This is a genomic window from Mesorhizobium sp. A556 (genome assembly GCF_054489545.1).
This window is the reverse complement of the sequence record NZ_JBTMXA010000005.1, coordinates 87,291-112,173: the sequence shown is the minus strand read 5'-3', so window position 1 is coordinate 112,173 and position 24,883 is coordinate 87,291. Positions and strand designations below refer to the sequence as shown.

The following is a 24,883-nucleotide window of genomic DNA, read 5'->3' as shown; positions in this document are numbered from 1 at the left end:
CCTGAAAGCAATGCCTTTTGGCGCAACCGCGTCATCCCGGCAAAAGCCCATCGATAAAGTCCTGCCCGGCATCGAAGGGATGCCTGATTCGGACGGTGTAATTCTGCCCTAGTTTCCCGAATTCGCATACGAACAGCGTCTTGCCGCGCGCTGATAGGCGGGCCTGCGTCTGCGCCGTTTCATCGAACTCGATGACCATGCCCTGCTCGAAGCCGGCAAGGCCGCCAAGCGTCAGCCGGCCAAGCGGCATCGTCGCCTCGAGGTTCACGGTGGAGCGCATGACTTCTTCGGAAAAGCGGTCGCGCCATTCGGTGGCGGGAACCGCGTCGCGGGCAGCGGCGCCCGTATCGCCGCGGTGCTTCAGCAGCACGCGCTGCGGCATCGTCAGCGCCATGGTCCCGCGCGACGACGGCGTCGCCACGGAAAACGTCACGCGCACACCCGGGCCGTCGCGCAACAGGTGCCTGGTCATTTCCGTTCCGGTAATCGCCAGCGGCAGCGGCAGCTTGAATTCGAAGGCACGCGGGCCGGAACCGTTGACTGCCTGGGCGACCTGCTCAAACACCATGGTCGCGACTTCGGTTTCAAGCGGCGACAATTCTCGCGCAATGGGCGCTGCCGCAACCTGTGGATCACCGCCGAACAGGGTGCTCACGATCACCGCCAGCGCATCGTTGTCGATCGACAGGACCAGCGCATCGGGCGAGGACGCGGATGCCGCGATGGTCATGGCATGGTTTGTTTGCGGCGGCCGCGCCTCGACAAAGCGAATGACCTCCACGTCGATGACTTCAATGGCGATGCTGATCGCCATGTTCTGGTGCATCCCGGCCATGATGGCCGGCACGGCGCGCTCGGCCAAGGCCCGCGCGGCGGCGATCACCTGCTCGGGCTCGCCGGTGTCGCCGACGAGCCGCTCGATGATGAAGGCACGAGTCTCGGCCGGGCTAGACGCGCTGGTCATGCCGTCCGCCGTCGCTTTAGCGCCAGCCGCACGGCTCATGCCGCCTTCTTTTCGGCAGCGCCGGTGTTCATCGTGCTCTGCTCCACCGAGTCGATGGACGGGCGGTCATGCGACGAGATGGTCTTGCGGCCGAACTCGATCGCCACCTGCGGCAGCGCGCCGTTCATATAGGCCAGCAGCGTCTGCTTGACGATGACGTAGAGCCGGTTCTTCTTCTCGCGCACCGTCTTGATCTTGGTGGCGATGGGACCGACCACGGTATAGGAAAGGAAGATGCCGAGGAACGTGCCGACCAAGGCCGCGCCGATCAGTTCGCCCAGAACCTCCGGCGACTGATCCAGCGCGCCCATGGCCTTGACCACGCCGAGCACGGCGGCAACGATGCCGAGCGCCGGCAGCCCGTCGCCCACTGCGACCATGGCGTGGTAGGCTTTCAGCTTGTCGGTGCGGATCGTTTGAATCTCCTCGTCCATCAGCGCTTCGATTTCATGCGAGCGCGCATTGCCGATGATGATGATGCGGCAGTAGTCGCAGATGAAATTGCGCAGGTCCGGATTTTTCATCACGGTCGGGAAAGCCTGGAAAATCGCCGATTCCTCGGCGTTGTCGATATGCGCCTCGACTTCGCTGCGCGATTTGGAGCGCAATTCGCGCATCAGCGCGTGCAGCACGCCGAGGGTTTCGAGATAATCCTGTTCCTGGGGGACGGAGCCTTTGAGCGCTTCGACGATGCCCCTGCCGGTATCCTTTACCGTCTTCATCGAATTGGCCACGATGAAGGTTCCAAGGGCGGCGCCACAGATCACGACCGCTTCATAAGGCTGGATCAGCACCTGCAGATGCCCGCCCATGGCCATGAAGCCGCCCAGCACACAGCCGAGCGTCACTACCAATCCGATCAGAATGCCCACGGCCGATCCTTCCGACTCACGTCAAGCGTATCGAATCGCACGCGTGCCTTGTGTGAGGCTTGAATCGCAGGCGGGGGCCGATTCAGTTTCGCGCAAGGAAGTTCGGTTATCTTCCGGATAGATTCGGCCGGAGACGCGCCATGATAAACACCTATACGAGCTATCAACTGATAGCGCGTGACATTCCCAAGGCGATCGACAGCGTCGAAATCCAGCCCGCGGTCAAGCGCGAGACCGACTATTATCTCGCCAATATCACCAAGGTGAAAAGCGCGGAAGAGTTCGTCAACGACTACCGCCTCTTCAACTATGCGATGAAGGCTTACGGGCTGGGAGACATGGCCTACGCCAAGGCGTTCATGATCAAGGCGCTGAATGAAGGCGTCAGCGACCCCGACAGTTTTGCCAACAAGCTGACCGACAAGCGCTACGCCCAGTTCGTCTCCGCCTTCAATTTCGCCAAGAACGGCGAAACGGCTACGTCCTACAATATGGCCCAGCAGGGCGTGACCAAGAATTTTGCGATCCAGGTCGAGCTTAACGCCACGCAAGGCGGCCTCGACGGCCACCGGGGCGAAACGATCAACTTCCTCGCCAATATCGGCAATGTGAAGTCGATCGACGATTTGATGGGCGACAAGCGCCTGCTCGGCTACGCGATGGCCGCCTTCGGGCTGGACGTCGCCGCCGAGCCGCCAGCCACCGTGCGGCAGATGCTGGAGGGCGGCGTCAGCGATCCCAACAGCCCAGCCAACCAGCTTGCCGACAAGCGTTACGCAAATTTCGTCTCGGCCTTCGACTTCGCTCAACACGGTGACCAGACCACGCAGAGCAGCGCCGTGCTCACGCAAACCCCGCAAGCCTATCTCAAGGAAACCGGCCTCACCCTGCCCGGCGGCGGCTCGAGCGCGATGCAGGCCGAAACCGATTACTACAACGCCAATATCGGCAAGGTGACCTCGATCATCGACCTGATCGGCGACAAGCGCCTGCTGACTTTCGCGATGTCCGCTTTCGGCCTCGATGCGAAAACGGAATCGTCCGTCAAAGTCCGCGACATGCTGGCGGGCGGCGTCAGCGACCCGAACAGTCCCGCCAACCAGTTGACCGATAAGCGTTACGCTGCGTTCGTCAGAGCCTTCGACTTTTCGCAATATGATACGGCGACGACCGCGCGCGACGAGGTAACCCAGGCCACGCCGGCTCTCTACCTTCAGAGCGACGATCCCGACAACGCCTATTTCCGCGCCAATATCGGCAGCGTGAAGTCGGTCAACGACCTGCTCCTCGACAAGCGCCTGCTGACCTATTCGATGGCCGCCTACGGGCTCGACGCGACGAAGGAGCCGCTGGACCGTGTCCGCACCATGCTCTTGGGCGGCATCAGCGATCCCAGCAGCCCGGCCAACCAGTCGACCGACAAGCGTTACGCCGCGTTCGTCGCCGCCTTCGACTTCGCCGACTACGGAGCCGCGACGACGTCGCGCCTCGAGGTGATCGAGCAGACCCCCCGCTACCATATCGAAAACGCCGACCCGGAAACCGCCTATTTCCGCGCCAACATCTCCAAGGTGAAGTCGATCAACGGCCTTATGGCGGACACGCGCCTGCTGACCTACGCCCTGGCGGCTTACGGGCTGGACGCGTCCCTGGAGGACCCGGCGACGATCCGGAAGATGCTGACCGGTGGCGTCAGCGATCCCAACAGCCCGGCCAACAAGCTTGACGACAAGCGATACGGCGCCTTCGTCCATGCCTTTAATTTCGAGGCATACGGTTCCAACGCCACGTCCCGATCGGTCGTGCTCGACACCACGCCTGCCGGCTATACGACCTTGAACGCGCTTGGCCTGGTCAAGCCGCCGGACAGCTATGTGAAGGCGGAAACCGACTATTACCAGACCCATGTCACGAAGCTCACGGCCATCGACGACCTGATGGCCGACAAGCGGCTGCTCAACTACGCCCTTTCCTCTTTCGGGCTCGATCCGCAAACCGAGAACCCGGCCCACCTGCGCTCGTTGCTCGAAGGCGGCGTCCAGGACCCTGACAGCCCCGCAAACAAGCTTTCGGACAAGCGTTATGCGGCCTTCGTATCCGCCTTCAACTTCGAGCAATATGGCGAGGAGGCGACGACCTATGTCGCCGCGGGCCAGCCTGCCGTCGACAAATACATGCGCCAGACGCTGGAAGAAAACGCGGGCAAGACCAATGACGGCGTGCGCCTCGCGCTCAACTTCGAACGCAAGGCGCCCGACATCACCAACTGGTACGATGTACTGGCCGACAAGGCGCTGGCTTCCGTGGTGCGCACCGCGCTCGGCCTGCCCGATTCCTTCGCTACCGCCGACATCGACAGGCAGGCAGCACTTTTCGAAAGCAAACTGGACATCGCCGATTTCACCGATCCGGTCAAACTCGACAAGTTCCTGACCCGCTTCACCAGCCTCTATGAAATCAACCACCCCACCTCCAGCGCGGTGACTTCGGTCAGCGTGCTGTTTGCGCAGCCGACCGCAATCGGCATTTCCACCGATCTGATGATCGCCATGCAGAATTTGAGATACTGAGGACCCGATGCAGGATAGTCTCTACGTCTCCCTATCGGCCCAGATCGCGCTGGAACGCCGCCTCGACACCATTGCCGACAACGTCGCCAATGCCTCGACCGTCGGCTTTCGCGCCACCGGGGTGAAATTCGAAGACGTCGTGTCGGGCACCGGGCAAAAGTCCGTTTCCTTTGCTTCCACGGGCAAGACGTTCCTGTCGGGCGCACATGGCGCGATGACCCAGACCGGCAACCCGTTCGACTTCGCCATCCAGGGCGACGCGTGGTTCGGCATAGAAACGCCGGCCGGTACGGTGATGACGCGCGACGGCCGTTTCTCGATGGACGAGAACGGCCAGCTCATGTCGATCGAAGGCTATCCGGTACTGGATGCCGGCGGCGCGCCGATCCAGCTCGATCCACGCGGCGGTCCGCCCAAGGCCGGGGCGGACGGTTCGCTGCGCCAGGGCGCGCAGTCGGTCGGCACCATCGGCCTGTTCGACTTCGATCCCGGCCCGAATTTTGTCCGTTACGGCAATTCAGGCGTCGTGCCGGCAAGAGAGCCGGAACCGGTGGTCGACCGGACCGACGCCGGCATGGCGCAGGGCTTCATCGAGGAATCCAACGTCAACCCGATTCTCGAAATGACCCGGCTGATCCAGGTTCAGCGTGCCTTCGAGAACACCGCGGCCCTGATGCGCCAGGTCGCTTCGTCCAGCGACGAAGCGATCAAGGCGCTCGGCTCCAAGTAGCGCCGCCTGAATGTCGCCCGACCAGCCCCTGGTGCGCGTGGCGGAACGCGCCGTCGATGCCGACCCGCAGGGCTCGCTGTCGGCGCTTGAGCATGTCTGGCGCCGTTTCGGCGACGAGGAAACGTTGCTGCGGCGCGGCGGCCGGATCGTGGAGGTCTCTCCCACCCACTACAAGGCGCACGGCCTTTCCGGCATCGCCCGGCTCGGCGACGTCGTCGAGCACCGCAGCCAGGCAGGAACCAAAAGCGGCGAGATCATCAAGATCGCGCGCGAAGAGGTGGTGGTCGCCCCCTTCGAGCGCAGCGCCGACGCCGGCATCGGCGATGCCGTATTCCGCCGCGGCCCGTTGACGGTGAACCCGCATGCCTCATGGCGCGGCCGCGCCATCGACGCGCTTGCGCGCGCCATCGACGGCGGGCCGGCACTGATCCGGGGCGATGATGCCGGCTCCGGCAACGATGCCACGCCGGGCGCCATGGAGCGCCAGCGCGTCGGCACCTCGTTCATGACCGGTGTGCGCGTCATCGACATCTTCACGCCGCTGTGCCTTGGGCAGCGTCTCGGCATCTTTGCCGGCTCCGGCGTCGGCAAGTCGACGCTGCTCGCCATGCTGGCCGGCGCCGACGCATTCGATACCGTGGTAGTGGCGCTGATCGGCGAACGCGGCCGCGAAGTGCGCGAATTCCTCGAGGACACAATCGGCGAAAGCATGGCCAAGACGGTTGCCGTCGTCGCCACCAGCGACGAGAGCGCCATGATGCGCCGGCGCGCGCCGGACACCGCCATGCGGGTGGCCGAGCATTTCCGCGACCAAGGCCATCGCGTGCTGCTGGTGCTGGATTCGATTACCCGCTTTGCGCACGCGCTGCGCGAGGTAGCGACAGGGACCGGCGAGCCCCCGGTCGCGCGCGGCTATCCGGCATCCGTGTTCACGGACCTGCCCAAGCTGCTGGAGCGGGCCGGACCGGGCGTCGAGGGAACAGGCTCCATCACCGCCATCATTTCCGTGCTGGTCGACGGCGACGACCACAACGACCCGGTCGCCGATTCGGTGCGCGGCATCCTCGACGGCCATGTCGTGCTGGACCGCGCCATCGCCGAGCAGGGCCGCTATCCGCCCGTCAACCCGCTGTCATCCATCTCGCGCCTTGCCGGCAAGGCCTGGAGCCCCGAGCAGCGGGGACTGGTGACGAAACTGAAATCGATGATCTCCCGATTCGAGGATACGCGCGACATCCGCCTGCTCGGGGCTTACCAGGGCGGCGTCGACGCCGAACTGGACATGGCCGTTCTGCAGGTTCCGCTCATCTATGAAGCCCTCACCCAATCGCCGAAGGACCGGCCCTCCGCCGATCCGTTCTCCGATCTCGCCCGTCATTTGAAGGTAAAGCAGAATGCCGATGCCGGAGAGTGAACGGCAGCGCACCGAGCGCGTGCTACAAGAACTGCTTGCCGAGAAGCAGGTTGGCGAAGGCGGCGTCGAAGAAAGCCGCCGCTCCCTGCTTTCAGGGCTTTTCGCGAAAAAGCAGCCGGGCAAGACGCCAGCCGACGGCGCGGCTCCCCGTGCAAAAAATTTGCTCGCGGCAGACTGGCCGTCGCCGCCTCAGGCTCAGTTTCCGAAACCGAAGATAAAATCCGACCGGCGCAGCGACCTGGTGCTTGCCGCGCTTGGTGTCACGCTCGGCCTGATCTGCGCGCTGTTTCCCTGGTACATCTTCTACAACGACATCCGCTTCAGCAGCCACGGTTTCAAGCTGGGCGGCCACGGCAACAGGAGCGGCCGGATGGTCATGTCGGATCGTCCCATGGGCATCGCGTCGGATCCATCATCCGATATGTCGGCCCGCAACCTCGATCTGTTCGCCACCGGCACGCCTGCCGAAAGACCGGAGGACCCCGACAAGGCGCCCGGCCTCGACCAGCAGCCCTTCCCCGCGGAACATACCGAGTTCCAGTTGGTGCATGTCGCCAATGGCCGCGCCATGATCGAGGACAATGCCGGCCTGTGGATCGTCCAGCCCGGCTCCACGCTGCCGGACAACAGCAAGGTCGCCTCCATCGAACAGCGTGGCGGCAAATGGGTTCTGGTCACCAGCACCAACCGCGTCGTCGCGCTGACGAAATAGCGGCCTGATCCGGGAGAACCTGCGCAAGGCCCGCGCAAGACTGGCGACGTAGTCTGCGGCAACCTGCCCGGAGATTCTCATGGAGCCCGTCAACCTTTTCGGTCTTGCAACCAAGCAGGCGCAATGGCTCGCCGTGCGCCAGTCGTCGATTGCCGGCAACATCGCCAACGCCAACACGCCTGGCTACACCGCCACCGACGTCCAGCCTTTCGAAAAGGTTCTTGATCAGTCCGAAGTGTCACTGCGCGCAACGCAATCCGGTCATCTCGGCACCGGCGCCACGCAGGCCGGCTACACCATCCGCCAGCAGGAATATAACGGCGCGATCCTGCCCTCGAAAAACACCGTCGTGGTCGAAGACGAACTGGTGAAGGCCGGCGAGGTCCGCCGCGGCTTCGAGCTGAACACGGCCATCGTCAAGGCCTTCCATACCATGATGATGACCGTGGTGAAGGGCTGACCATGGACGCGCTCTCCGCCGCATTGAAAGTCGCAGCATCCGGCCTCGGCGCGCAGTCCGAACGCCTGCGCGTCGTTTCGGAAAACCTCGCCAACGCCCAGTCGACCGGCTCGACGCCGGGCGCCGATCCGTACCGCCGCAAGACCATCAGCTTCGTCTCCGAACTGGACCGCGCCTCGGGCGCTTCGCTGGTCGATGTCAGCGCGATCGACCGCGACCATTCCGCTTTTCCCGTCGAATTCCAGCCCGGCAACGAGGCCGCCGACGCCAAGGGTTACGTCAAGATGCCCAACGTCAACGTGCTGGTCGAAATGGCGGACATGACGGAGGCCAACCGCTCCTACGAGGCCAATTTGCAGGTCATCAAGCAGGCGCGCGACCTCATTTCCATGACCATTGACCTGATGAGGAACTAGGCATGATCGGCGGCATCGGCGCTCTTCAACTAAAACCCGCCATCGGCGGCACGGATGCGGCAACCAGCCTGTTCCAGGGCGGTGCCGCACCGCTGTCGGGCGACAGTTTCGCCACGTCCTTTACCGACGCGCTGAAGCAGGCCGCCACAAAGACGATCGACACCTTGCAGAACGCCGAACAGGTTTCGCTGCAGGCGCTCAAAGGCGACGCCGACACCCGCGAGGTTGCCGACGCGGTCATGAGCGCACAGCAGGCACTCCAGACGGCCGTCGCCATCCGCGACAAGATCGTTTCCGCCTATCTCGACGTCAGCCGCATGAGCATCTGAGGGAATTTCCGTGAAAGCACTCGCCATCGCCGCCACCGGCATGAACGCCCAGCAGACGAACCTGGAAGTGATCGCCAACAACATCGCCAATATCAACACCACCGGCTACAAGCGGGCGCGGGCCGAATTTTCCGACCTGCTCTATCAGGTCGACCGCACGCAGGGCGTGCCCAACCGCGCCAATTCCTCGATCGTTCCGGAAGGGGTCTCGATCGGTCTTGGCGTCAAGACCACTGCCGTCCGCAACGTCCACACTCAAGGCTCACTGACAAGCACCGGCAACAATTTCGACCTGGCTATCACCGGTAAGGGCTGGTTCCAGATCGAAGCCGCCGACGGCTCCACGCTCTATAGTCGCGCCGGCGCTTTCAATACCAATGCCGACGGCCAGTTGGTGACGGTCGACGGCGCGACCGTGATCCCGGCGATCACCGTTCCGCAAGACGCCGTCGAGGTCATCGTCAACAAGACGGGGCAGGTATTTGCCCGCATCGACGGCCAGACCGACCTTCAGGATCTCGGTCAGTTGACGCTGGCCAACTTCGCCAACGAGGCGGGCCTTGCCCCGCTTGGCGACAATCTGTTCCAGGAAACGCCGGCATCCGGCGCCGCCAATATCGGCATTCCCGGCGATCCCGGCTACGCCACCATCGAACAGGGCTATCTCGAAGCCTCGAACGTGGACCCGGTCAAGGAAATCACCGAGCTGATTTCCGCGCAGCGCGCCTATGAAATGAATTCCAAGGTCATCCAGGCGGCCGACGACATGGCTTCCGTCGTATCCAAGAGCATCAGGTAACGAGCCGTGCTGCTGCCGATCCTCCGCTTCGCTTCTTGCCGTGCAGCCCTTGTCGGGGCGCTGCTGGCGGTCGGCGTGCCTGCCTTCGCGCAGGACAACGCGGCGGCGGTTTCGGGCACACAGGCAACAAGCGAAGTCGTGCTCATCCCCAACCGGGTCATCTATCCCGGCGAAACCATCGCGCTCGCAGCCCTGAAGAAAGTGACGCTGGTGCCAGGCAAGCGCAAGCCTGCCTCGGTAGCCACGAAAGTCGACCAACTCGACGGCCGGATCGCCAAGCGCACGCTGCTGCCCGGCCATTATATCCCCATCAACGCCATTCGCGAGCCGTGGGTGGTCGAGCGGGGTGCGCCGGTCCAGGTCATCTTCGCCGTCGGTCCGCTGACCATCTCGGCTGCGGCCGTGACGCTGGAACCCGGCTCTACCGGCGATTTCGTCAAGGTGCGCAATATCGACAGCGGCAAGGTCTTTTCCGGCACAGTCATGGCCGACGGCACCGTTCGGGTCGGCGCGTCATGAAGCGCTGCCTCGTCTTTCTTCTGGCCGCGACCGCGTTTTGCCTGCAGCCTGCCCTTGCCGATGGGCTGACGGCCAGGGCCAAGCGCGAGCTTGCGGCCAGGAACGGCGCGGCGTCCATCGATCCCGACTATGATCCGAAAACCACGGCGCGCATGTTCCAGGTGTCGACAGGCCCAAGTTCGCTGCCGCCCGGCCAGGTCGCCTCGCGCATCAAGGACATCGCGCAATTGCAAAGTGCGCGCGACAACCAGCTTGTCGGCTACGGCCTTGTCATCGGCTTGCAGGGTTCTGGCGACAGCCTGCGCAACTCGCCCTTTACCGAACAATCGATCCGCGCCATGCTGGAAAACCTCGGCATCGCGACGCAGGGCGGCAGCGCCCGCGCCAAGAACGTCGCCGCCGTCATCGTCACGGCCAACATGCCGCCCTTCGTCCAGTCGGGCGCCCGCATCGACATCGACGTTTCCTCCATGGGCGACGCCACGTCGCTGGCGGGCGGCACATTGGTGATGACCCCCCTGAAGGCCGCGGATGGCGAGATCTATGCCGTGGGGCAAGGTTCCGTCATCGTTTCCGGCTTCAATGCGCAGGGGCAGGCCGAACAATTGACGCAAGGCGTGCCGACTTCCGGACGGGTGCCTAACGGCGCCATCGTCGAGCGCGCGGTCGATGCGGAATTCGGCGACCAGCAGGTCCTGACCCTGCAACTGCGCAACCCCGACTTCTCAACCGCCGTTCGCATCGCCGACGCCATCAACGACTATACCGGCCAGCGCTTCCGCGTCCGCGTCGCCGCAGAGCGGGATGCACGCACCGTTTCCGTCAAGAAGCCGAAGGGCATTTCGGCGGCGCGCTTCTACGCCGAGATCGAGAACCTGATGGTCGAGTCGGACACGCCGGCCCGCGTCGTCATCGACGAGCGCACCGGCACCATCGTGATCGGCAACGAGGTCAAGATTTCGCGGGTGGCCATCAGCCACGGCACGCTGACCGTGCGCATTACCGAAGCCCCGAAGGTGGTGCAGCCCGAACCGTTCTCCAACGGCGAAACAGCGATCGAACCCTACACCGCCATCGATGCGACGCAGCCGGACGCGCGGGTTGCCGTCCTCGATGGTTCCAATCTCGAGACGCTGGTTTCGGGGCTGAACAGGCTCGGCGTCAAGCCTGACGGCATCATCGCCATTCTTCAGGGCATCAAGTCGGCCGGGGCCTTGCAGGCCGATCTGGTCGTCCAATGAGAGGCTTGCCGATGACCCTCGTCTCGCATCATCCTTTTTCCGGCAGCAGCGGCCTTGCTGTGGCGCTCGCCGCCATGCTCGCCGCATCCGGTGCCGCGCATGCGCAAACCATTCGACAGGTATTGCCTGGCGCGCCCGCCGCCGCGCCAGCGCCTCAGGAACTGGCCAGGGTGACCCCGCCCACCGGCGACGAAAGCGAGGTCGAGCGCTTCTGCTCCAACATCGCCGACGCGGCGCGCGACCGCCGTTATGCAATTCAGGCAGCCGAACTGAAGCAGTTGCAAGCCGATATCGACACCCGCATGAAGGCGCTCGATGCCAAGAAGGCGGAATACGAAACATGGCTGAAACGGCGCGAGGTATTTTTGGCGCGGGCGCAAGACGGTGTCGTCGAGATATATGCCGGGATGAAGCCCGACGCAGCCGCTGAACGCCTGGCGATCGTCGATGCCGATCTCGCCGCCGCAATTCTGATGAAACTCGACACGCGCAAGGCCAGCGTCATCCTGAATGAAATGGACGGCAAGGCAGCCGCCGCCCTCACCGGCATCATGGCCAGCGCTGTCCGCAGAGTAGACCCCTCATGATCCGCAAATCCCTCATGCTGCTGGCTTTCATATGCCTTTCCGGTTGCGCCACCGATCTCAGGGAGGTCGGCAAGGAGCCGGCCCTGTCGCCGGTCGGTTCCGGCATCGAGGACGGCAGCACCTCGGTCTATCGCTATCCCGAAACGCCTTCGACCCCTGTCAGGAAATTCTCGCTGTGGGACGACCGCCAGAGCCGGCTTTTCACCGATCCACGCGCACTCAGGGAAGGTGACATCCTCACCGTGAGGATCAGGATCAACGACAAGGCCAAGTTCAAGAACCAGAACGACAGGAGCCGCACCGCAACGCGTTCGCTCGGCTTTGGCGCGGACCTCGGCTGGGACGGTTATTCGACCAGCGGCAAGGGCAAGGGCAGTCTCGATTCGGCCACCAAGACCAATGCCGACGGCGCGACGGAACGCTCGGAATCGATCGATCTCAATGTAGCGGCCGTTGTCACCGACGTGCTGCCCAACGGCAATCTGATGATAAAGGGCTCGCAGGAAGTCCGCGTCAACGCTGAATTGAGGGTGCTGACCATCGCCGGTATCGTGCGCCCGTCCGACATCGGCGCGGAAAACACGATCTCCTACGAGCGCATCGCCGAGGCCCGCATCGCCTATGGCGGCCGTGGCCGCATCACCGAGGTTCAGCAGCCGGCCTATGGCCAGCAACTGCTGGACCAGGTGCTGCCGTTCTGAAATGGCGAGAGGCAAGACGGCCGTGGCAACCGTGGAACAAGCGCCCTCGAAAAACGGTCCCTCGACGGTTGTCCAGGTAGCGATGCTGGCCGCCATGACCGTTGCTGCGCTCGGCATCGGCTGGCTTTCCGGCTCCTACCTGAAAAGTTCGGAAGCTCCGCCCAGCGTCAAGCCTGCTACCGAGAGGCAGGAAGACGATAAGGCCGGTTCCGAATCCCATGGGCCGGACGCCGCCGCACTTCTGGTCGAACTGGCGCCCATCACGACCAATCTAGCTTCCCCGGACACCGTCTGGGTTCGTCTCGACGCATCGATCGTGTTCGACGCGCCCCAGCCTCCGGAAATGGCGCGGGCGGTCCACGAGGATTTGCTGGCTTTCGTGCGCACGCTCAAGCTGCATCAGATAGAGGGCGCCAGCGGCTACCAGCACCTCAAGGCCGACCTGCAGGAACGCGCATCCATTCGCAGCGGCGGCCATGTGAAGGCTGTGCTTATCCGGACGTTGTTGTTTGAATGAAAATTTTCCTCGCCAGCATAGCCATCGTCCTTGCCGCCGTTTCCGTCGCCTCTGCCCAGCAGATCGACCTTAGCGGCATCGCCCAGGCGGACGGCAGCACCGTCGGCACCATCATCCAGATGTTCGGCCTGCTCACCGTCTTGTCGGTGGCGCCCGGCCTGCTCATCATGGTCACCAGTTTCACGCGCTTCGTCATCGCCTTTTCCATCCTGCGCGCCGGTATCGGCCTGCAGTCGACGCCCGCCAACATGATCCTGATCTCGCTTTCGCTGTTCATGACCTTCTATGTCATGGCGCCGACCTTCGACCAAGCGTGGAACAATGGCGTCAAGCCGCTGATGGCCAACCAGATCACGCAGGAAGAGGCGTTCGAAAAGATTTCCGATCCGTTCCGCACCTTCATGCTGCGAAACGTGCGCGACAAGGACTTTGACCTTTTCGCCGACCTCGCCCGCGAACGCGGCCAGCAGGTAGCGCGCGACACGGTGGATCTGCGTGTGCTTGTTCCGGCCTTCATGATTTCCGAGATAAGGCGCGGCTTCGAGATCGGCTTCCTGATCGTGCTGCCGTTCCTCGTCATCGACCTGATCGTCGCCACGATCACCATGGCCATGGGCATGATGATGCTGCCGCCGACCGTGGTGTCGCTGCCGTTCAAGATCATGTTCTTCGTGCTGATCGACGGCTGGAACCTGCTGGTCGGCAGCCTGGTGCGATCGTTCAACTGAACGCCGGGCTTGACCCAGCCCTTATCCGCCGTTTCCACAAAGAAAGAGACCGGCAATCACGCCGGCCCTGATCACTCGTAACCGATTCGGTAACGGCCTTTCAGCCAGCCCCTGGAAAGGACAGACCCCAGTCGATGCTCCGTCCGGAAATGCTCGCTTGTTCAGCCCAGGGGGCGATTTCCTTCCAGGTGAAGAGAACGGATTTGGCAACGCCAATAGGGTCGTCCGGGTCCAACGCCAGGTAACGCGACGCCGGATGCCAAGGCACGCCATCCGTTCCAAGCTGGATGTGGGAATTCCTGGACCCGAACATTATGGTGGGAACGCCAAGCCCCGCCGAAAGCTCGGCGGTGGCCGTCGGGGCGGAGATAACCAGATCGCAGGCCCCCAGGAGATAGGACGCCGACACCAGATCATTCATCTGGTCGATGTTGGGGAAGTCATATATCGGCAGGCCCAACTCGCGCATCGAGGCAACCTCGTCCCGGCACTCGTCATACTGCACGCAAAGAAATTTGCTCCCGCCGAGCAGCTTTAGCGGCGCAAGGTAGTCGGCACCCACAAAGTGCCGGTTCCTTTGCAGGTTCCGATTGGTCGACCGCCAACTGAGACCGATGACCGGCTTGTGCGGGGCCACGTTCATGTCGGCGCGCATTTTGTTCTCGATCTCGGCGTCGCGCTTGAGCCACGGCCTGCATTTCGCCTGCATTTCCGCCACCGTCGGCCGGAAGTGCCGCGTGAGCGAGCCAATCGGAACCTCGAAATCGAAATCCCGATAGTCCCGCTGCCGGCGCATGTCGGCAGGCTGCACGGCGCGGACATCGATTTCCGGAAAGGACGCGCGAAAAAGCGCGGCAAGCTTGCCGCTGCACTCGAACGTTATTTGCGCTCCGGTAGCGATGAGATCGGGCAAGATGCCCGAAAATCGGATTTCATCGCCTACCCCCTGTTCGCGCCAGACGAGGATGCGTTTCCCTTCGAGGCTCTCCCCGTTCCATGGCGGCACGTCGAAGGTGCGGCGTTCCGAGGGAAAATCCGGCCATTGCCAGCGGGCCTCGTAATTGTCGAAGGCTTCGGGCAATTCGCCTGCCTCCAACTGGTGGATGGCAAGGTTCCAACGCGCAAGTATATGCGACGGCTCGGTTTCTAGAATCGACTTCTGGATGGCGATTGCCTTGTCAAGATTGCCAAGCTTGGCGTGGATCACGCCGGTGGCGGACTTGATCGAGGCCCAGGCACCGGTTTTGCGGGTAGACAACAACGTCTCGGCTTGCCGCAACGCTTCATGAAAGAAGCCTCCGGCCGAGAGACAGTCGATCCAGGCGCGATCGACCACGACCAATTCCTCATCGCTGGAAGCGAGAGCCCGGATACGCTCGTAATTGTTGACGACGTATTCGTAATTGTCCCCCTTGGACGCGGCGACAAGGCGATAGCACCACAAGCGCGACGGCGGCGTGTCTAGCAGGGCGATTGCTTCATCGAAGAGCGCCTCCGAAGCCTTGTAGCGACGCGCATCCAGGGCTTCGACCGCTTGCTTCAGAATTCGGCCAGCCTTCTTGATCGTCTTCCGGTCTTGGGAAATGTCCTGTGTGGAACCGATCAGATCGGCAGCGCTTGTTCCACCACCGGTCACGGCCCGCACGAGCGCGTCGGCGCCGCGAATACTACCGCCTGCCGGCGAGCGATGGCCGTTTGCCAAAAAGTCTTTGCGAGCGCCTTTTGCTGATGCCATGTCTTCCCCAGCCCAGATATTTTCGTGCCGCTTGGGCATCCCATGCGCCGATTTTAACCGGCATGGATTGCGCGAAGCTGTCCCTTTCAGGGGGAAATAACGGGTTGCCTCGCCCCTAAAAAGGGCATTGCCGCCAGGCCATGCGTCGGCGAAGCAACTTCATTCTCCGTTAACCATAAAGCTTAGCCCTTTTGCAGGAACTCTCTGTCATCTTCCAGCAAATGGCGGGTGATCGGGTTTCAGCGATCATGGGCATGATGCCGTACCGTCATACCGGACAGCCCGGTATGTCAAAAGTTTTCCAGTAAAAACAAGGTACGCGTACTCATGTCCAGCATCATGACCAACACCGCTGCGCTCACCGCGCTGCAGAGCCTGAACTCCACCAACAAGGCTCTCGAAACCACCCAGTCGCGCATCTCGACGGGCTACCGTGTTTCCACCGCCAGCGATAATGCCGCCTACTGGTCGATCGCCACGACCATGCGTTCCGACAACAAGGCCAATTCGGTCCTCCAGGATGCGCTCGGCCTCGGCGCCGGCAAGGTGGACACGGCCTACACCACCATGAATTCCGCCATCGAGGTCGTCGACCAGATCAAGCAAAAAGTCCTGCTGGCCAAAACCTCGAGCGACGACGACCGCGCCAAGATCCAGACTGAAATCTCGTCGCTTCAGGCGCAGCTCAAGGACAATATCGGTGGCGCCAGCTACGCCGGTTCCAACCTGCTGAAGAACGACTCCGCGACCGACACCACGCTTACGGTCATGACCTCCTACAACCGTGATTCCTCGGGTGCTGTCACGACCGGCACAATCGACGTCGATCTTGCCAATATCCGCCTTATCGGAGTGGGCAGCGGGGACACCGGCCTACTGGACGCGGGAGCCACCGGCGACGTCTCGATCCTGGATCTCAAGGTTTCCGGAACCGGCGCCGCGACGACGGGCAGCGGCTTCGACGACCTGCTCACGGGTATCGAAACGGCTCTCAAGGGCATGGCCACCGGCGCTGCCGAACTCGGCGCAGCCAAGGCCCGCATCGACATGCAGAAGGACTTCATCTCCAAGCTCTCCGACTCACTCGATCGCGGTGTCGGCCAGTTGGTCGACGCGGATATGAACAAGGAATCGACCCGTCTGCAGGCGCTTCAGGTCCAGCAGCAGCTCGGCATCCAGTCGCTGTCGATCGCCAATTCGAACACGCAGTCGATCCTGTCGCTGTTCCGCGGCTAAGGCTCGCACCCGGCACTCCAGCCGGGTATCAAACTGAAAAGGCCGCGCTTCTTCTGGAAGCGCGGCCTTTTCGCGTTCAACCCGCTTCCCAAGCTCCGCCCGTTTAATCGTCTGTTAACCATGCCTTTGTAAATATGGTTAACCGAACGTGTGTGCTGGGTTTCACCAGCCCGGACCGGCGGGTGGTTTGAGGAAGGGGTGTCCCGTGGCAAGCATCATGACGAACGCTTCTGCAATGACTGCATTGCAGAGCCTGAACGCGACGAACAAGCAGCTCGAGCAGACGCAGGCCCGTATCTCGACAGGTTTCCGCGTCGCCGATGCCAGCGATAACGCAGCCTATTGGTCGATCGCGACCACGATGCGTTCCGACAATAAGGCGAACTCGGTCGTGCAGGATGCGCTCGGCCTCGGCGCAGGCAAGGTCGACACCGCCTATACCGCGATGAACTCGGCCATGACCGTCATTGACGATATCAAGGCCAAGGTGCTTCTGGCCAAGACCTCCAGCCCGGAAGATCGGGCCAAGATTCAAAGTGAGATCAAGGCATACCAGGATCAGCTCAAGGACTCCATTGGCGGCGCCACCTACGCCGGAGCCAATCTGCTCAAGACGGACTCGACCTCGACCAACCTCTCCCTGGATGTGATCTCGTCTTACAACCGTGATTCGACCGGCGCCGTGATCACCGGATCGATCAGCATCCTGTATGGCAATATCCGCCTCATCGACGCCTCGGCGTCGACGCATGCCGGCATCCTCGACGCGAGCGGAACGAATTCCGGGGTATCGCTCCTCGATATCGACCTGTCTGCGACTGGTATGGCCAGCGTCACCGGCTCCTCCGATGCTGTCCAATTCGACAACCTCCTGACCGATATCGAGAAAGTGCTTGGCACCATGACGGCCGCCGCCTCCGAACTCGGAGCCGCCAAGTCCCGCATCGACATGCAGAAGGACTTTGTTTCCAAGCTGATGGACTCCATCGACCGTGGCGTCGGCCAGCTTGTCGATGCCGACATGAACCAGGAATCGACAAAGCTGCAGGCGCTCCAGGTCCAGCAGCAGCTCGGTATCCAGTCGCTGTCGATCGCCAACGCGACATCGCAAAACATCCTGTCCCTGTTCAAGGGCTGAACGTCCGGATCTGCGTAGAGATTATCGGGCCGCGTCAATGATGCGGCCCGATTTCATTTTCGCACAAGCTTCGCGGTCTAGGGTCGGCATGGGCAATGATGCGGGAGCCATCGATCCGTGCCGGAACAGATCCAGACTATCATCTCGAACCTCAAGGGTTTCGGCACGAAGAGGCTGGCCATCCTGGCCGGCATAACGGCGCTGGTGTTTGCGGTGATCGGCATCGGCGCGGTCTATCTCAACCGCCCCGCCTACGAAACGCTCTATGTCGGGCTGGAGCGGTCCGACGTAAACCAGATCGGCATGGTGCTCGGCGAAGCCGGCATCGACTTCGATGTCGGCTCGGATGGAACCACGGTTCTCGTTGCGGCCGGCGCCACGGCGCAAGCGCGCATGCTGCTGGCCGAAAAGGGTCTGCCGACCAGCGCCAATGCCGGATATGAGCTGTTCGACAATGTCGGCTCGCTCGGCCTCACCTCCTTCATGCAGCAGATCACCCGCGTGCGGGCGCTCGAAGGCGAAATTTCCCGCACCATCCGCTCGATTTCCGGCATCAAGGCGGCACGCGTCCACATCGTCATGTCGGAACGCGCGAATTTCCGCCGCGAGGAGCAGCAGCCGTCGGCCTCCGTCGTCATCCGCTACAGCGGCGTCGACGCCCAGAAGACCGCCATGTCGATCCGCCATCTGGTCGCTGCGGCGGTGCCGGCGCTGGCTGCGGACCGGGTAACGGTGCTTGATTCCAGCGGCAACCTTCTCGCATCGGGCGACGATCCCTCGAATTCGAGCGCCGCCCGCACGCTGGGCATCGAGCAATCGGTCGAAGCGCAGATCGAGGACAACATCCGCCGCGCGCTAAGCCCCTATCTCGGCCCCGATAATTTCCGCGCCAGCGTCAAGGCCGACGTCAACACCGACACGCGCCAGATCGAGGAAACGATCTTCGATCCGGATTCGCGCGTCGAGCGGTCGGTGCAGACGGTGCGCAACAACGAGAACAGCAGCCAGAAACAGACCTCCACGCCGGCCAGCGTCGAACAGAACCTGCCCGAAACCCAGACCACCACCACGGAAGGGCCGCAATCGACCTCGCAGAACGACCGCAAGGAAGAGATTACCAATTACGAGATCAATTCCAAGAAGATAGCCACCGTTTCCAACGGCTATTCGGTCAGCAAGATGTCGGTTGCCGTCGTGGTCAACCGGCAAAGGCTGGTATCGATCCTTGGCAAGGACGCCACGCCGGAAAACATCGCGGCGCGGGTTGCCGACATCCAGAAGATGGTGGCGTCGGCCACCGGCTTCGACGACAAGCGCGGCGACGTCATCGACGTCTCCTCGGTGGAGTTCATCGACGGCCTCGACGGCGAGGCGATCCCGAAGACCAGCATCCTGGAATCCATCGGGCATTATACCGGCAGCCTGATTAACGCCGCCGCCTTCATCGTCGTGGTTTTCCTGGTGGCGTTCTTCGGGCTGCGGCCGATGGCGGCGGCCCTGACCGCACAGGCGACGCCGGCGCTGGCCGAACCGAGCTTCGACGAGGTTCAGCGCGCGCTGCCAAATCCTGACGGGGCAGCCGATGCAGCGGCCCTGAGCCGCACGGGGCCGACTGCGCTGGACGATCTTCGCCAGAAGCTGAGGCCGGCGCCGCAGGATCGGCTTGCCCGCATGGTTGACATCAACGAGGAGCGCACCGCGCAGATCCTGCGTAAATGGGCCGCCCAGGAAGCCGTCGGCTGATGCCCTCCGCAGCCCTTTTCGACCTGTTGCCGGATTTCGGCGCAAGCCTCCCGCGCCATGGAACGGCTCCGACGGAAGCTGACCAGCCCAAACGGCATGTCCAGCCGGCGGTGGATGTCGAGGCCATCGTCGCCCGCTCCGTTGCCGAGGCCGAGACCGCGCTGGAGGCAAGGCTGGCCGCAGCGCACCAGGCAGCACTGGAGACCGAGCGCGAGGCAAATGCGCAAGAGGCCAAGGTATTTCTCGAAAGCCTTGGCGACGATGTCGGCAAGCGGATCGCCGAGCGGATCGACGCCATGGAAGCCCGCATCGGCGAAGTCGTCGGGGCTTCCGTTACCCGCATTCTCGGCAACGCGCTCGGCGACGATCTGCGCAAGCGCTCGCTGGAAGCGCTCGCCCATTCCATTCAAGCGAGCATTGGCGGAAGAGAGGCAACGCGCATAAAGGTGCGCGGGCCGCAATCGCTGTTCGAGCCGCTTGTCGCCGCACTCGGGGTCCATGCCGAGCGCCTCGATTTCGTCGAAGCGCCCGGTTTCGACCTGACCGTCATCATAGACGATGCCGTGATTGAAACCCGCATGGGCGAATGGGCCGACGCATTCGGCGAGATTCTCGCATGAGCGCCGTCGATACCCACGATGCGCGGCAAGAAATCATCATCGTCCGGCGCGCCCACAGCGACCATGACGAAGCCCCTCACGGCGGCGTCTGGAAAATCGCCTTCGCCGACTTCATGACCGCCTTGATGTGCTTCTTCCTCGTCATGTGGCTGATCAACGCCGCCAACGAGCAGACGAAAGCAGCCGTTGCGAGTTACTTCAACCCGGTCAAGCTGATCGACCGCGATGCCAGCCGCAAGGGCCTGGAGGATCTTGGCGATGGCCCGCGAGAATCGGGACTGACGGCCGATTCTCCTGAGAAATCGACCTCCAAAGCAGGCCAGGGCGGCGACAGCGGCGCCAAGTCTTCGCAAACCCAGGATTCCGCGGCGGCCCCCAAGCGAGCCGACAATGCCGACGAACGCCTCTTCGCCGACCCGTATGCCGTGCTGGCTGAAATCGCCATGGACACCGGCACGATGCAAAACGTCAGCCAGAAAGGCGATGGCGGCATGCAAAATGCAGGGCCTGCGACAGGCGCATCCGGCGGCACCTCCTATCGCGACCCCTTTGCTCCCGATTTCTGGTCCCAGCAAATGGCCGAGCCGGCAGCCGAAGCCAGCGCCGAGCGGGCGAAGATAGAGGGCGACCCGGTACAGCCCGGCGACAAGGCCGCCGAAACGCAGGTGGCCAGAGTCAAGGCCGTCCCCCCCTCTTCCGGCACGCCGGCGCAGCCAGGCGAAACCACCACTGTCAACGACTCCGCGAACACGGTGCAGGACAAGATCGGCAAAGCGGAAAACGCGCCGTCCGCCAGCGCTCTCAAGACGACCGCGGAAGTCAGCAAGCAAATTGAGGAAGCGTTCAAGGCAGGCGACAAACTGCATGACGGGGTTTCGGTCCAAGTGACCGACAAGGGCGTCATCATCTCGATCACCGATCAACTGGATTTCGGCATGTTCCAGATCGGTTCGGCCACGCCCAACCACGACCTCGTATTGGCGATGGACAAGATCGGCCGCATCATCAACGGCCAGAAGGGCAAGATCACGATAGAAGGGCATACCGATGCCCGCCCCTTCAAAAGCGCCACCTATGATAATTGGCGGCTATCCACGGCGCGTGCTCAATCGGCGTACTACATGCTGGTTCGCGGCGGTGTCGAAGAGAGCCGCGTCGTCGAAGTATCCGGTTTCGCCGATCGCAAACCCAAGGACGCGTCCGATCCTCTGGCCGCCGTCAACCGCCGCATTGAAATCCGCCTGGAAAACGACGGATGAGACGCCTCGCGCCCCACCATCCATCGGCCTGGCATTGCATGATCGGCCTTGCTCTTTCGGCGATCATCCTGCCTGGCGCGTCGATGGCGGGCGAAGAACTGCAGCCCTACCAACTCGTGCGCTCGCTGCAACTCGTGCAGGACCGCATCGCCAATGGTGACCATGCCGCGCTGCCGATGCAGGGGAAACTGCTGGAGATGATCGATGCGCGGCTGCGCGCAGCTTCGCCGGACCTCTTCAAGGAGCCGAAGAATTTTCGCGCGCTGCTCGTCTATGGCATGAGCGGCGGCAACCCCACGACCCTCAAGGTGGCCACGTCGCGCATCGAGCTTGACGGCAATAATCGCGCCATCTCCGAGGGAGTAATCGACTATCTGAGCGGCCATCCGGCCGCCGCCATCGAAGCCCTGAAACCCGTCGATCCGATGCAATTGCCGAGCGACCTTGGTGCGTTTCTCGCGCTGGTCAAGGGATCGCTGCTCGCTTCGGAACAACCCACGGAAGCACTTGCGCTACTCGATCAGGCACGCCTGCTCAGCCCCGGCACGCTGGTCGAGGAGGCCGCACTTCGCCGTTCCGTCGCCATCGCCACCGCACAAGGCGACGCCGCGCGTTTCGCGCTTGCCTCCACCCAGTATGTCGAGCGCTTTCTTCGTTCACCCTACGCCAGCCAGTTCGCCGACGCCTTCGTCGCGGGCGCGATCGCGTTGCATGAGGGAGTCAGCCAGGACAAGCTGGCCGACATCACCGCGATGATGGATGCCGAGCGCGAGAAGGTAATCTACCTGCGCATCGCCCGGCGCGCGGCAATCGAGGGGCTGATCGACCTTTCGACCTTCGCCTCGGCCAAGGCCGAACAGGGCCGCAACGGCAACAGCAACGAGGACGACCCGCGCGCATTGCTCTATGCCAGCCTCTCCACCGTTACCTCGGCCACCGTCGAAGAGGTGCGCGAGAAACTGAAATCGATCGATCGCAGCAAGCTTTCGCTAGGCGATCAATCGCTGCTCGATGCCGCCCGCGCCGTTGCCAGCGAGATGGTCGCCGCCCCGCCACCTGTTGCCGCGCCAAGGCGCGCGCCCGTCGCAGGCCCGCCGCCCCCTGATGCCAGCCAGCCAGTGCCTGACGTTGCTGTTTCGGAAGCGACCGACCTGCCCGCTGTCGAGGGCGCCATGCCGGAAAAGCCGATTATCGAAGCATCCGCCTCGCCTGCCTCTGCCGCGCCAATCGGGGCCGCTCCAATCGAGGCCGCATATGCGGAACCTGTTTCGACGAACGAGACAACGCTCGCACCCGATCACACCGACACCGCCATTGCCGCAGCCCAACGCAAGCTAGCAAAAATCGACCAGATGCTGGGAGCCTCCCCCAAATGAATGTCGGCGCAACTTTACCCGGTCCGGTTACTTCCGGCGCCCAGCCTGCCCGAACGACCGGCGACGACAAGGGCGACGCCGACTTCGGCAGCCATTTGCGGAATGCCGAGCAAACCGCGCAACCGCCAAGAGCGCAGGATCAAGCCAAGTCCGCTGCCTTCCTTCAGCCACACTGGCCGGACTTGGTCACGAAATTTACTGATAGCGACGACAAGGCCATGGCGACCGCGGACGACGCTACCGACCCTTCGCCGGAAGGCAGCGATGAGGCGACGACATCGGCCACAGCGGAGCCGAAAGACAAGGACCGCAAGGCAAAGCACGCCGAAGATCACCAGCCGCACGCCGAAATACCCCTGCTTATCGCCCTGAGCGAGCCTCGCACTGCGCCGGCGTCCGGCGAAGCGGACGCCAAGGCAAAAGCAGGGATAACGGCCGACATGCCGCAGGCACCAACAGGCGAGACGTCTGCGCCAGCACCGGGTCGATTGGAAACGATGGTCGCGTCGGTGGCCGCGAACGAGCCCGCAGCCATGCCGCGCGACAAGGCCAGAACCTCGGCCACGGAAGTACGAAACGGCAAGCCCGACGTTCTGCAAACCCCGTCGCTGGCCGGTCCCGCCAATTCGGCAAACCCGGCAAGTTCAGCCAATCCAGCCAAGCCAGCCAAGCCGGCCGGCCCAGTCGGTCCGGCCAATCCGACCGACCCTGCCGACCTGGCCGGGCCTGATCGTGATGAAAAAACCTCGCAAGAGCCAGTCTCGGCCCTTGACAGGAAAGCCGACAAGGAGTCGCCGAAGACCACGCTCCGCAATTCTCGCGTCGACGGACAAGCGGCATCTCCCGCGCATGTCGTCGTCACCGGCGAACACAACTTTCCGGCGCCCGCCCAGCATCCGGCAAGCCAGACGGTAACCAGCCTCGCCAGCGCCATCGCGATGGACGGCAGCGCGCGCGCGGCCTTTTCGCCGTCCAATGGGCTTCCCCAATGGGCTTCCACTGTTGCGCAATCGTCACACATTTTGAAGATCGAACTGCATCCTGCCGAACTCGGCATGATCACGGCCAGTCTTCGCCTTTCGGGAGGCCAGCTTTCGATCGAACTGACACCCGAAAATCACGAAGCGCACAGGCGGCTGTCATCCGATGCGGACAGCCTCGTCAAGTCGCTCCACGCGATGGGTTTCGACGTCGACAAAGTGACCGTCCTACAACCTTCGATAGCAGCGCCTGCTGCCACCCGCGCGGATAATGCGGCCATGGGCAGCGCTCCAGGTGGCCGCGATTCCTCGTCTTTCCAGCCAGGTAATTCCGGTGGCGACGGCAACATGTCTGGAGGCCAGCAATCCGGAAGGAACCGCAACAATGACGGTCAAAATCACGAGCAGAATGCTGCGCCTACTCGCCTGCGCCCTGGTGGCGATCGGTTCATCTAGCCTGCCCGTCCTTGCCGCCAGCACATCCGGAAATCCGTGCGAAGCCGAAATCCTGCGCGCCTCAGACCGGTATGGAATTCCTGCCGGCATCCTCTATGCCGTGGGTCTGACCGAGACCGGAAACAAAGGCAGCCTTCAGCCTAATGCATTGAATATAGAGGGGAAAGCCGTATTTCCGAAAAGCCGTAGCGAGGCGCTCGTAGCGTTCGCGAATGCGCAACGCGCGGGCAAAAAACTGATCGATCTCGGCTGCATGCAGATCAACCATCACTATCACGCCTCGCATTTCCGCAGCGTCGCGGACATGCTCGATCCACGCCAGAATGTCGATTATGCGGCGCGGTTCCTGGCCAGCCTGCATGCCCGCCACGAGACATGGTCGATGGCCGTCGCGCGCTATCATGCCGGGCCTGACAACGACCCCGCGCAGAAACGCTACGTCTGCCGCGTCATCACCAATATGGTCGCGGTCAGCTTCGGTAAATGGACGTCCAACGCGCGTGCGTTCTGCAATCCCAAAGTGTATTGATCGATCCCTATCCGAACCGGCTAGATGCCGTTTCGGAGGGCGGAGAGCCATGCTCCTGGACCGCCCCCAGGGGCCGCCAAGGACCGATTCCGCAAGGGGGCATTCCGCGAGACTCCCAAGAAACTAGCTACAAGAATTGATGGTTGTCCACGATTCCCGACTGCGACTACCCCTTTGACCCAGGGGCAGATGAACTGATTCGGGGGACGGGCC

General features: G+C 62.8%; 25 protein-coding genes. 22 read left to right on the top strand and 3 right to left on the bottom strand.

The features are described 5' to 3' along the window. Nucleotides 1-31: 31 nt before the first annotated feature. Both ACX3P0_RS12740 and motA read right to left on the bottom strand, forming a co-directional pair. A complete protein-coding gene (locus tag ACX3P0_RS12740) occupies nucleotides 32-1,003 on the bottom strand; it encodes a FliM/FliN family flagellar motor switch protein (protein ID WP_459088950.1) in 972 nt (323 codons plus the stop codon). Beyond that, entirely contained in the window at nucleotides 1,000-1,875 is an 876-nt protein-coding gene (motA, locus tag ACX3P0_RS12735; protein ID WP_459088948.1) for a flagellar motor stator protein MotA, read from the bottom strand. The genes ACX3P0_RS12740 and motA overlap by 4 nt, the downstream gene beginning before the upstream one ends. A 140-nt stretch (nucleotides 1,876-2,015) precedes the next feature. Here motA and ACX3P0_RS12730 point away from each other — a divergent pair, with 140 nt between their 5' ends. From ACX3P0_RS12730 to fliP, 14 genes are all read left to right on the top strand, one after another. Beyond that, nucleotides 2,016-4,445: a DUF1217 domain-containing protein gene (locus ACX3P0_RS12730; RefSeq protein ID WP_459088946.1), complete on the top strand. Its 2,430-nt coding sequence runs from the start codon at nucleotides 2,016-2,018 to the stop codon at nucleotides 4,443-4,445. A 7-nt stretch (nucleotides 4,446-4,452) separates the two neighbouring features. Then, nucleotides 4,453-5,175 (top strand): flagellar basal-body rod protein FlgF, encoded by a 723-nt coding sequence (flgF, locus tag ACX3P0_RS12725; protein WP_459088944.1) that lies wholly within the window; start codon nucleotides 4,453-4,455, stop codon nucleotides 5,173-5,175. A gap of 10 nt (nucleotides 5,176-5,185) precedes the next feature. Next, entirely contained in the window at nucleotides 5,186-6,589 is a 1,404-nt protein-coding gene (fliI, locus tag ACX3P0_RS12720; RefSeq protein ID WP_459088942.1) for a flagellar protein export ATPase FliI, read from the top strand. Then, the gene (locus ACX3P0_RS12715; protein ID WP_459088940.1) at nucleotides 6,576-7,301 is read left to right on the top strand and encodes a hypothetical protein; all 726 of its coding nucleotides are present in this window, start codon (nucleotides 6,576-6,578) and stop codon (nucleotides 7,299-7,301) included. Before fliI ends, ACX3P0_RS12715 begins: the two co-directional genes overlap by 14 nt. A 79-nt stretch (nucleotides 7,302-7,380) precedes the next feature. After that, nucleotides 7,381-7,761, top strand: coding sequence for a flagellar basal body rod protein FlgB (gene flgB / locus ACX3P0_RS12710; RefSeq protein WP_459077991.1), 381 nt, complete (start codon nucleotides 7,381-7,383; stop codon nucleotides 7,759-7,761). 2 nt (nucleotides 7,762-7,763) lie between these two features. After that, complete coding sequence (gene flgC / locus ACX3P0_RS12705; protein ID WP_459077990.1) at nucleotides 7,764-8,177, top strand: flagellar basal body rod protein FlgC; 414 nt, start codon at nucleotides 7,764-7,766, stop codon at nucleotides 8,175-8,177. A gap of 2 nt (nucleotides 8,178-8,179) precedes the next feature. Then, the gene (locus ACX3P0_RS12700) at nucleotides 8,180-8,506 is read left to right on the top strand and encodes a flagellar hook-basal body complex protein FliE (RefSeq protein WP_459077989.1); all 327 of its coding nucleotides are present in this window, start codon (nucleotides 8,180-8,182) and stop codon (nucleotides 8,504-8,506) included. Between the two features lie 10 nt (nucleotides 8,507-8,516). Then, nucleotides 8,517-9,305: a flagellar basal-body rod protein FlgG gene (flgG, locus tag ACX3P0_RS12695; RefSeq protein WP_459077988.1), complete on the top strand. Its 789-nt coding sequence runs from the start codon at nucleotides 8,517-8,519 to the stop codon at nucleotides 9,303-9,305. A gap of 6 nt (nucleotides 9,306-9,311) precedes the next feature. Continuing rightward, nucleotides 9,312-9,824, top strand: a complete 513-nt coding sequence (flgA, locus tag ACX3P0_RS12690) for a flagellar basal body P-ring formation chaperone FlgA (RefSeq protein ID WP_459088938.1) — start codon at nucleotides 9,312-9,314, stop codon at nucleotides 9,822-9,824. Next, a complete protein-coding gene (locus tag ACX3P0_RS12685; RefSeq protein WP_459088936.1) occupies nucleotides 9,821-11,065 on the top strand; it encodes a flagellar basal body P-ring protein FlgI in 1,245 nt (414 codons plus the stop codon). The genes flgA and ACX3P0_RS12685 overlap by 4 nt, the downstream gene beginning before the upstream one ends. An 11-nt stretch (nucleotides 11,066-11,076) precedes the next feature. After that, nucleotides 11,077-11,652 carry a MotE family protein gene (locus ACX3P0_RS12680; RefSeq protein WP_459088934.1) on the top strand — a complete coding sequence of 192 codons (576 nt, stop codon included), beginning with the start codon at nucleotides 11,077-11,079 and terminating at the stop codon, nucleotides 11,650-11,652. After that, the gene (gene flgH / locus ACX3P0_RS12675) at nucleotides 11,649-12,353 is read left to right on the top strand and encodes a flagellar basal body L-ring protein FlgH (RefSeq protein ID WP_459088932.1); all 705 of its coding nucleotides are present in this window, start codon (nucleotides 11,649-11,651) and stop codon (nucleotides 12,351-12,353) included. Before ACX3P0_RS12680 ends, flgH begins: the two co-directional genes overlap by 4 nt. 22 nt (nucleotides 12,354-12,375) lie before the next feature. Next, complete coding sequence (locus ACX3P0_RS12670; protein ID WP_459077983.1) at nucleotides 12,376-12,870, top strand: flagellar basal body-associated FliL family protein; 495 nt, start codon at nucleotides 12,376-12,378, stop codon at nucleotides 12,868-12,870. Continuing rightward, nucleotides 12,867-13,598, top strand: coding sequence for a flagellar type III secretion system pore protein FliP (gene fliP, locus ACX3P0_RS12665; protein ID WP_459088930.1), 732 nt, complete (start codon nucleotides 12,867-12,869; stop codon nucleotides 13,596-13,598). The genes ACX3P0_RS12670 and fliP overlap by 4 nt, the downstream gene beginning before the upstream one ends. Nucleotides 13,599-13,698: 100 nt before the next feature. On the opposite strand, the gene ACX3P0_RS12660 is transcribed toward fliP, so the two are convergent. Next, entirely contained in the window at nucleotides 13,699-15,333 is a 1,635-nt protein-coding gene (locus ACX3P0_RS12660) for a hypothetical protein (RefSeq protein WP_459088928.1), read from the bottom strand. A 327-nt stretch (nucleotides 15,334-15,660) separates the two neighbouring features. On the opposite strand from ACX3P0_RS12660, the gene ACX3P0_RS12655 reads away from it, so the two are divergent. From ACX3P0_RS12655 to ACX3P0_RS12620, 8 genes are all read left to right on the top strand, one after another. Further along, nucleotides 15,661-16,569 (top strand): flagellin N-terminal helical domain-containing protein, encoded by a 909-nt coding sequence (locus ACX3P0_RS12655; protein ID WP_459088926.1) that lies wholly within the window; start codon nucleotides 15,661-15,663, stop codon nucleotides 16,567-16,569. A 205-nt stretch (nucleotides 16,570-16,774) separates the two neighbouring features. Beyond that, entirely contained in the window at nucleotides 16,775-17,707 is a 933-nt protein-coding gene (locus ACX3P0_RS12650; protein ID WP_459077979.1) for a flagellin N-terminal helical domain-containing protein, read from the top strand. Nucleotides 17,708-17,824: 117 nt separating this feature from the next. Further along, nucleotides 17,825-19,450: a flagellar basal-body MS-ring/collar protein FliF gene (fliF, locus tag ACX3P0_RS12645; protein ID WP_459077978.1), complete on the top strand. Its 1,626-nt coding sequence runs from the start codon at nucleotides 17,825-17,827 to the stop codon at nucleotides 19,448-19,450. Beyond that, nucleotides 19,450-20,070 carry a hypothetical protein gene (locus ACX3P0_RS12640; protein ID WP_459088924.1) on the top strand — a complete coding sequence of 207 codons (621 nt, stop codon included), beginning with the start codon at nucleotides 19,450-19,452 and terminating at the stop codon, nucleotides 20,068-20,070. The genes fliF and ACX3P0_RS12640 overlap by 1 nt, the downstream gene beginning before the upstream one ends. Beyond that, nucleotides 20,067-21,329, top strand: a complete 1,263-nt coding sequence (locus ACX3P0_RS12635; protein WP_459088922.1) for a MotB family protein — start codon at nucleotides 20,067-20,069, stop codon at nucleotides 21,327-21,329. Before ACX3P0_RS12640 ends, ACX3P0_RS12635 begins: the two co-directional genes overlap by 4 nt. Next, the gene (locus ACX3P0_RS12630; RefSeq protein WP_459088920.1) at nucleotides 21,326-22,705 is read left to right on the top strand and encodes a chemotaxis protein MotC; all 1,380 of its coding nucleotides are present in this window, start codon (nucleotides 21,326-21,328) and stop codon (nucleotides 22,703-22,705) included. Before ACX3P0_RS12635 ends, ACX3P0_RS12630 begins: the two co-directional genes overlap by 4 nt. Beyond that, complete coding sequence (gene fliK, locus ACX3P0_RS12625; RefSeq protein ID WP_459088918.1) at nucleotides 22,702-24,141, top strand: flagellar hook-length control protein FliK; 1,440 nt, start codon at nucleotides 22,702-22,704, stop codon at nucleotides 24,139-24,141. Before ACX3P0_RS12630 ends, fliK begins: the two co-directional genes overlap by 4 nt. Next, a complete protein-coding gene (locus ACX3P0_RS12620) occupies nucleotides 24,095-24,670 on the top strand; it encodes a transglycosylase SLT domain-containing protein (RefSeq protein WP_459089252.1) in 576 nt (191 codons plus the stop codon). Before fliK ends, ACX3P0_RS12620 begins: the two co-directional genes overlap by 47 nt. Nucleotides 24,671-24,883: the final 213 nt, after the last annotated feature.

Coding starts and splice junctions, on each gene's coding strand:
- ACX3P0_RS12660 (WP_459088928.1), bottom strand. CDS start 15,333: ATGGCATCAGCAAAAGGCGCTCGCAAAGACTTTTTGGCAAACGGCCAT.
- fliP (WP_459088930.1), top strand. CDS start 12,867: ATGAAAATTTTCCTCGCCAGCATAGCCATCGTCCTTGCCGCCGTTTCC.
- flgH (WP_459088932.1), top strand. CDS start 11,649: ATGATCCGCAAATCCCTCATGCTGCTGGCTTTCATATGCCTTTCCGGT.
- fliK (WP_459088918.1), top strand. CDS start 22,702: ATGAATGTCGGCGCAACTTTACCCGGTCCGGTTACTTCCGGCGCCCAG.
- ACX3P0_RS12655 (WP_459088926.1), top strand. CDS start 15,661: ATGTCCAGCATCATGACCAACACCGCTGCGCTCACCGCGCTGCAGAGC.
- ACX3P0_RS12740 (WP_459088950.1), bottom strand. CDS start 1,003: ATGAGCCGTGCGGCTGGCGCTAAAGCGACGGCGGACGGCATGACCAGC.
- ACX3P0_RS12730 (WP_459088946.1), top strand. CDS start 2,016: ATGATAAACACCTATACGAGCTATCAACTGATAGCGCGTGACATTCCC.
- ACX3P0_RS12685 (WP_459088936.1), top strand. CDS start 9,821: ATGAAGCGCTGCCTCGTCTTTCTTCTGGCCGCGACCGCGTTTTGCCTG.
- flgC (WP_459077990.1), top strand. CDS start 7,764: ATGGACGCGCTCTCCGCCGCATTGAAAGTCGCAGCATCCGGCCTCGGC.
- ACX3P0_RS12640 (WP_459088924.1), top strand. CDS start 19,450: ATGCCCTCCGCAGCCCTTTTCGACCTGTTGCCGGATTTCGGCGCAAGC.
- ACX3P0_RS12620 (WP_459089252.1), top strand. CDS start 24,095: ATGCTGCGCCTACTCGCCTGCGCCCTGGTGGCGATCGGTTCATCTAGC.
- ACX3P0_RS12635 (WP_459088922.1), top strand. CDS start 20,067: ATGAGCGCCGTCGATACCCACGATGCGCGGCAAGAAATCATCATCGTC.
- flgF (WP_459088944.1), top strand. CDS start 4,453: ATGCAGGATAGTCTCTACGTCTCCCTATCGGCCCAGATCGCGCTGGAA.
- fliI (WP_459088942.1), top strand. CDS start 5,186: ATGTCGCCCGACCAGCCCCTGGTGCGCGTGGCGGAACGCGCCGTCGAT.
- ACX3P0_RS12700 (WP_459077989.1), top strand. CDS start 8,180: ATGATCGGCGGCATCGGCGCTCTTCAACTAAAACCCGCCATCGGCGGC.
- ACX3P0_RS12630 (WP_459088920.1), top strand. CDS start 21,326: ATGAGACGCCTCGCGCCCCACCATCCATCGGCCTGGCATTGCATGATC.
- ACX3P0_RS12680 (WP_459088934.1), top strand. CDS start 11,077: ATGACCCTCGTCTCGCATCATCCTTTTTCCGGCAGCAGCGGCCTTGCT.
- ACX3P0_RS12715 (WP_459088940.1), top strand. CDS start 6,576: ATGCCGGAGAGTGAACGGCAGCGCACCGAGCGCGTGCTACAAGAACTG.
- flgB (WP_459077991.1), top strand. CDS start 7,381: ATGGAGCCCGTCAACCTTTTCGGTCTTGCAACCAAGCAGGCGCAATGG.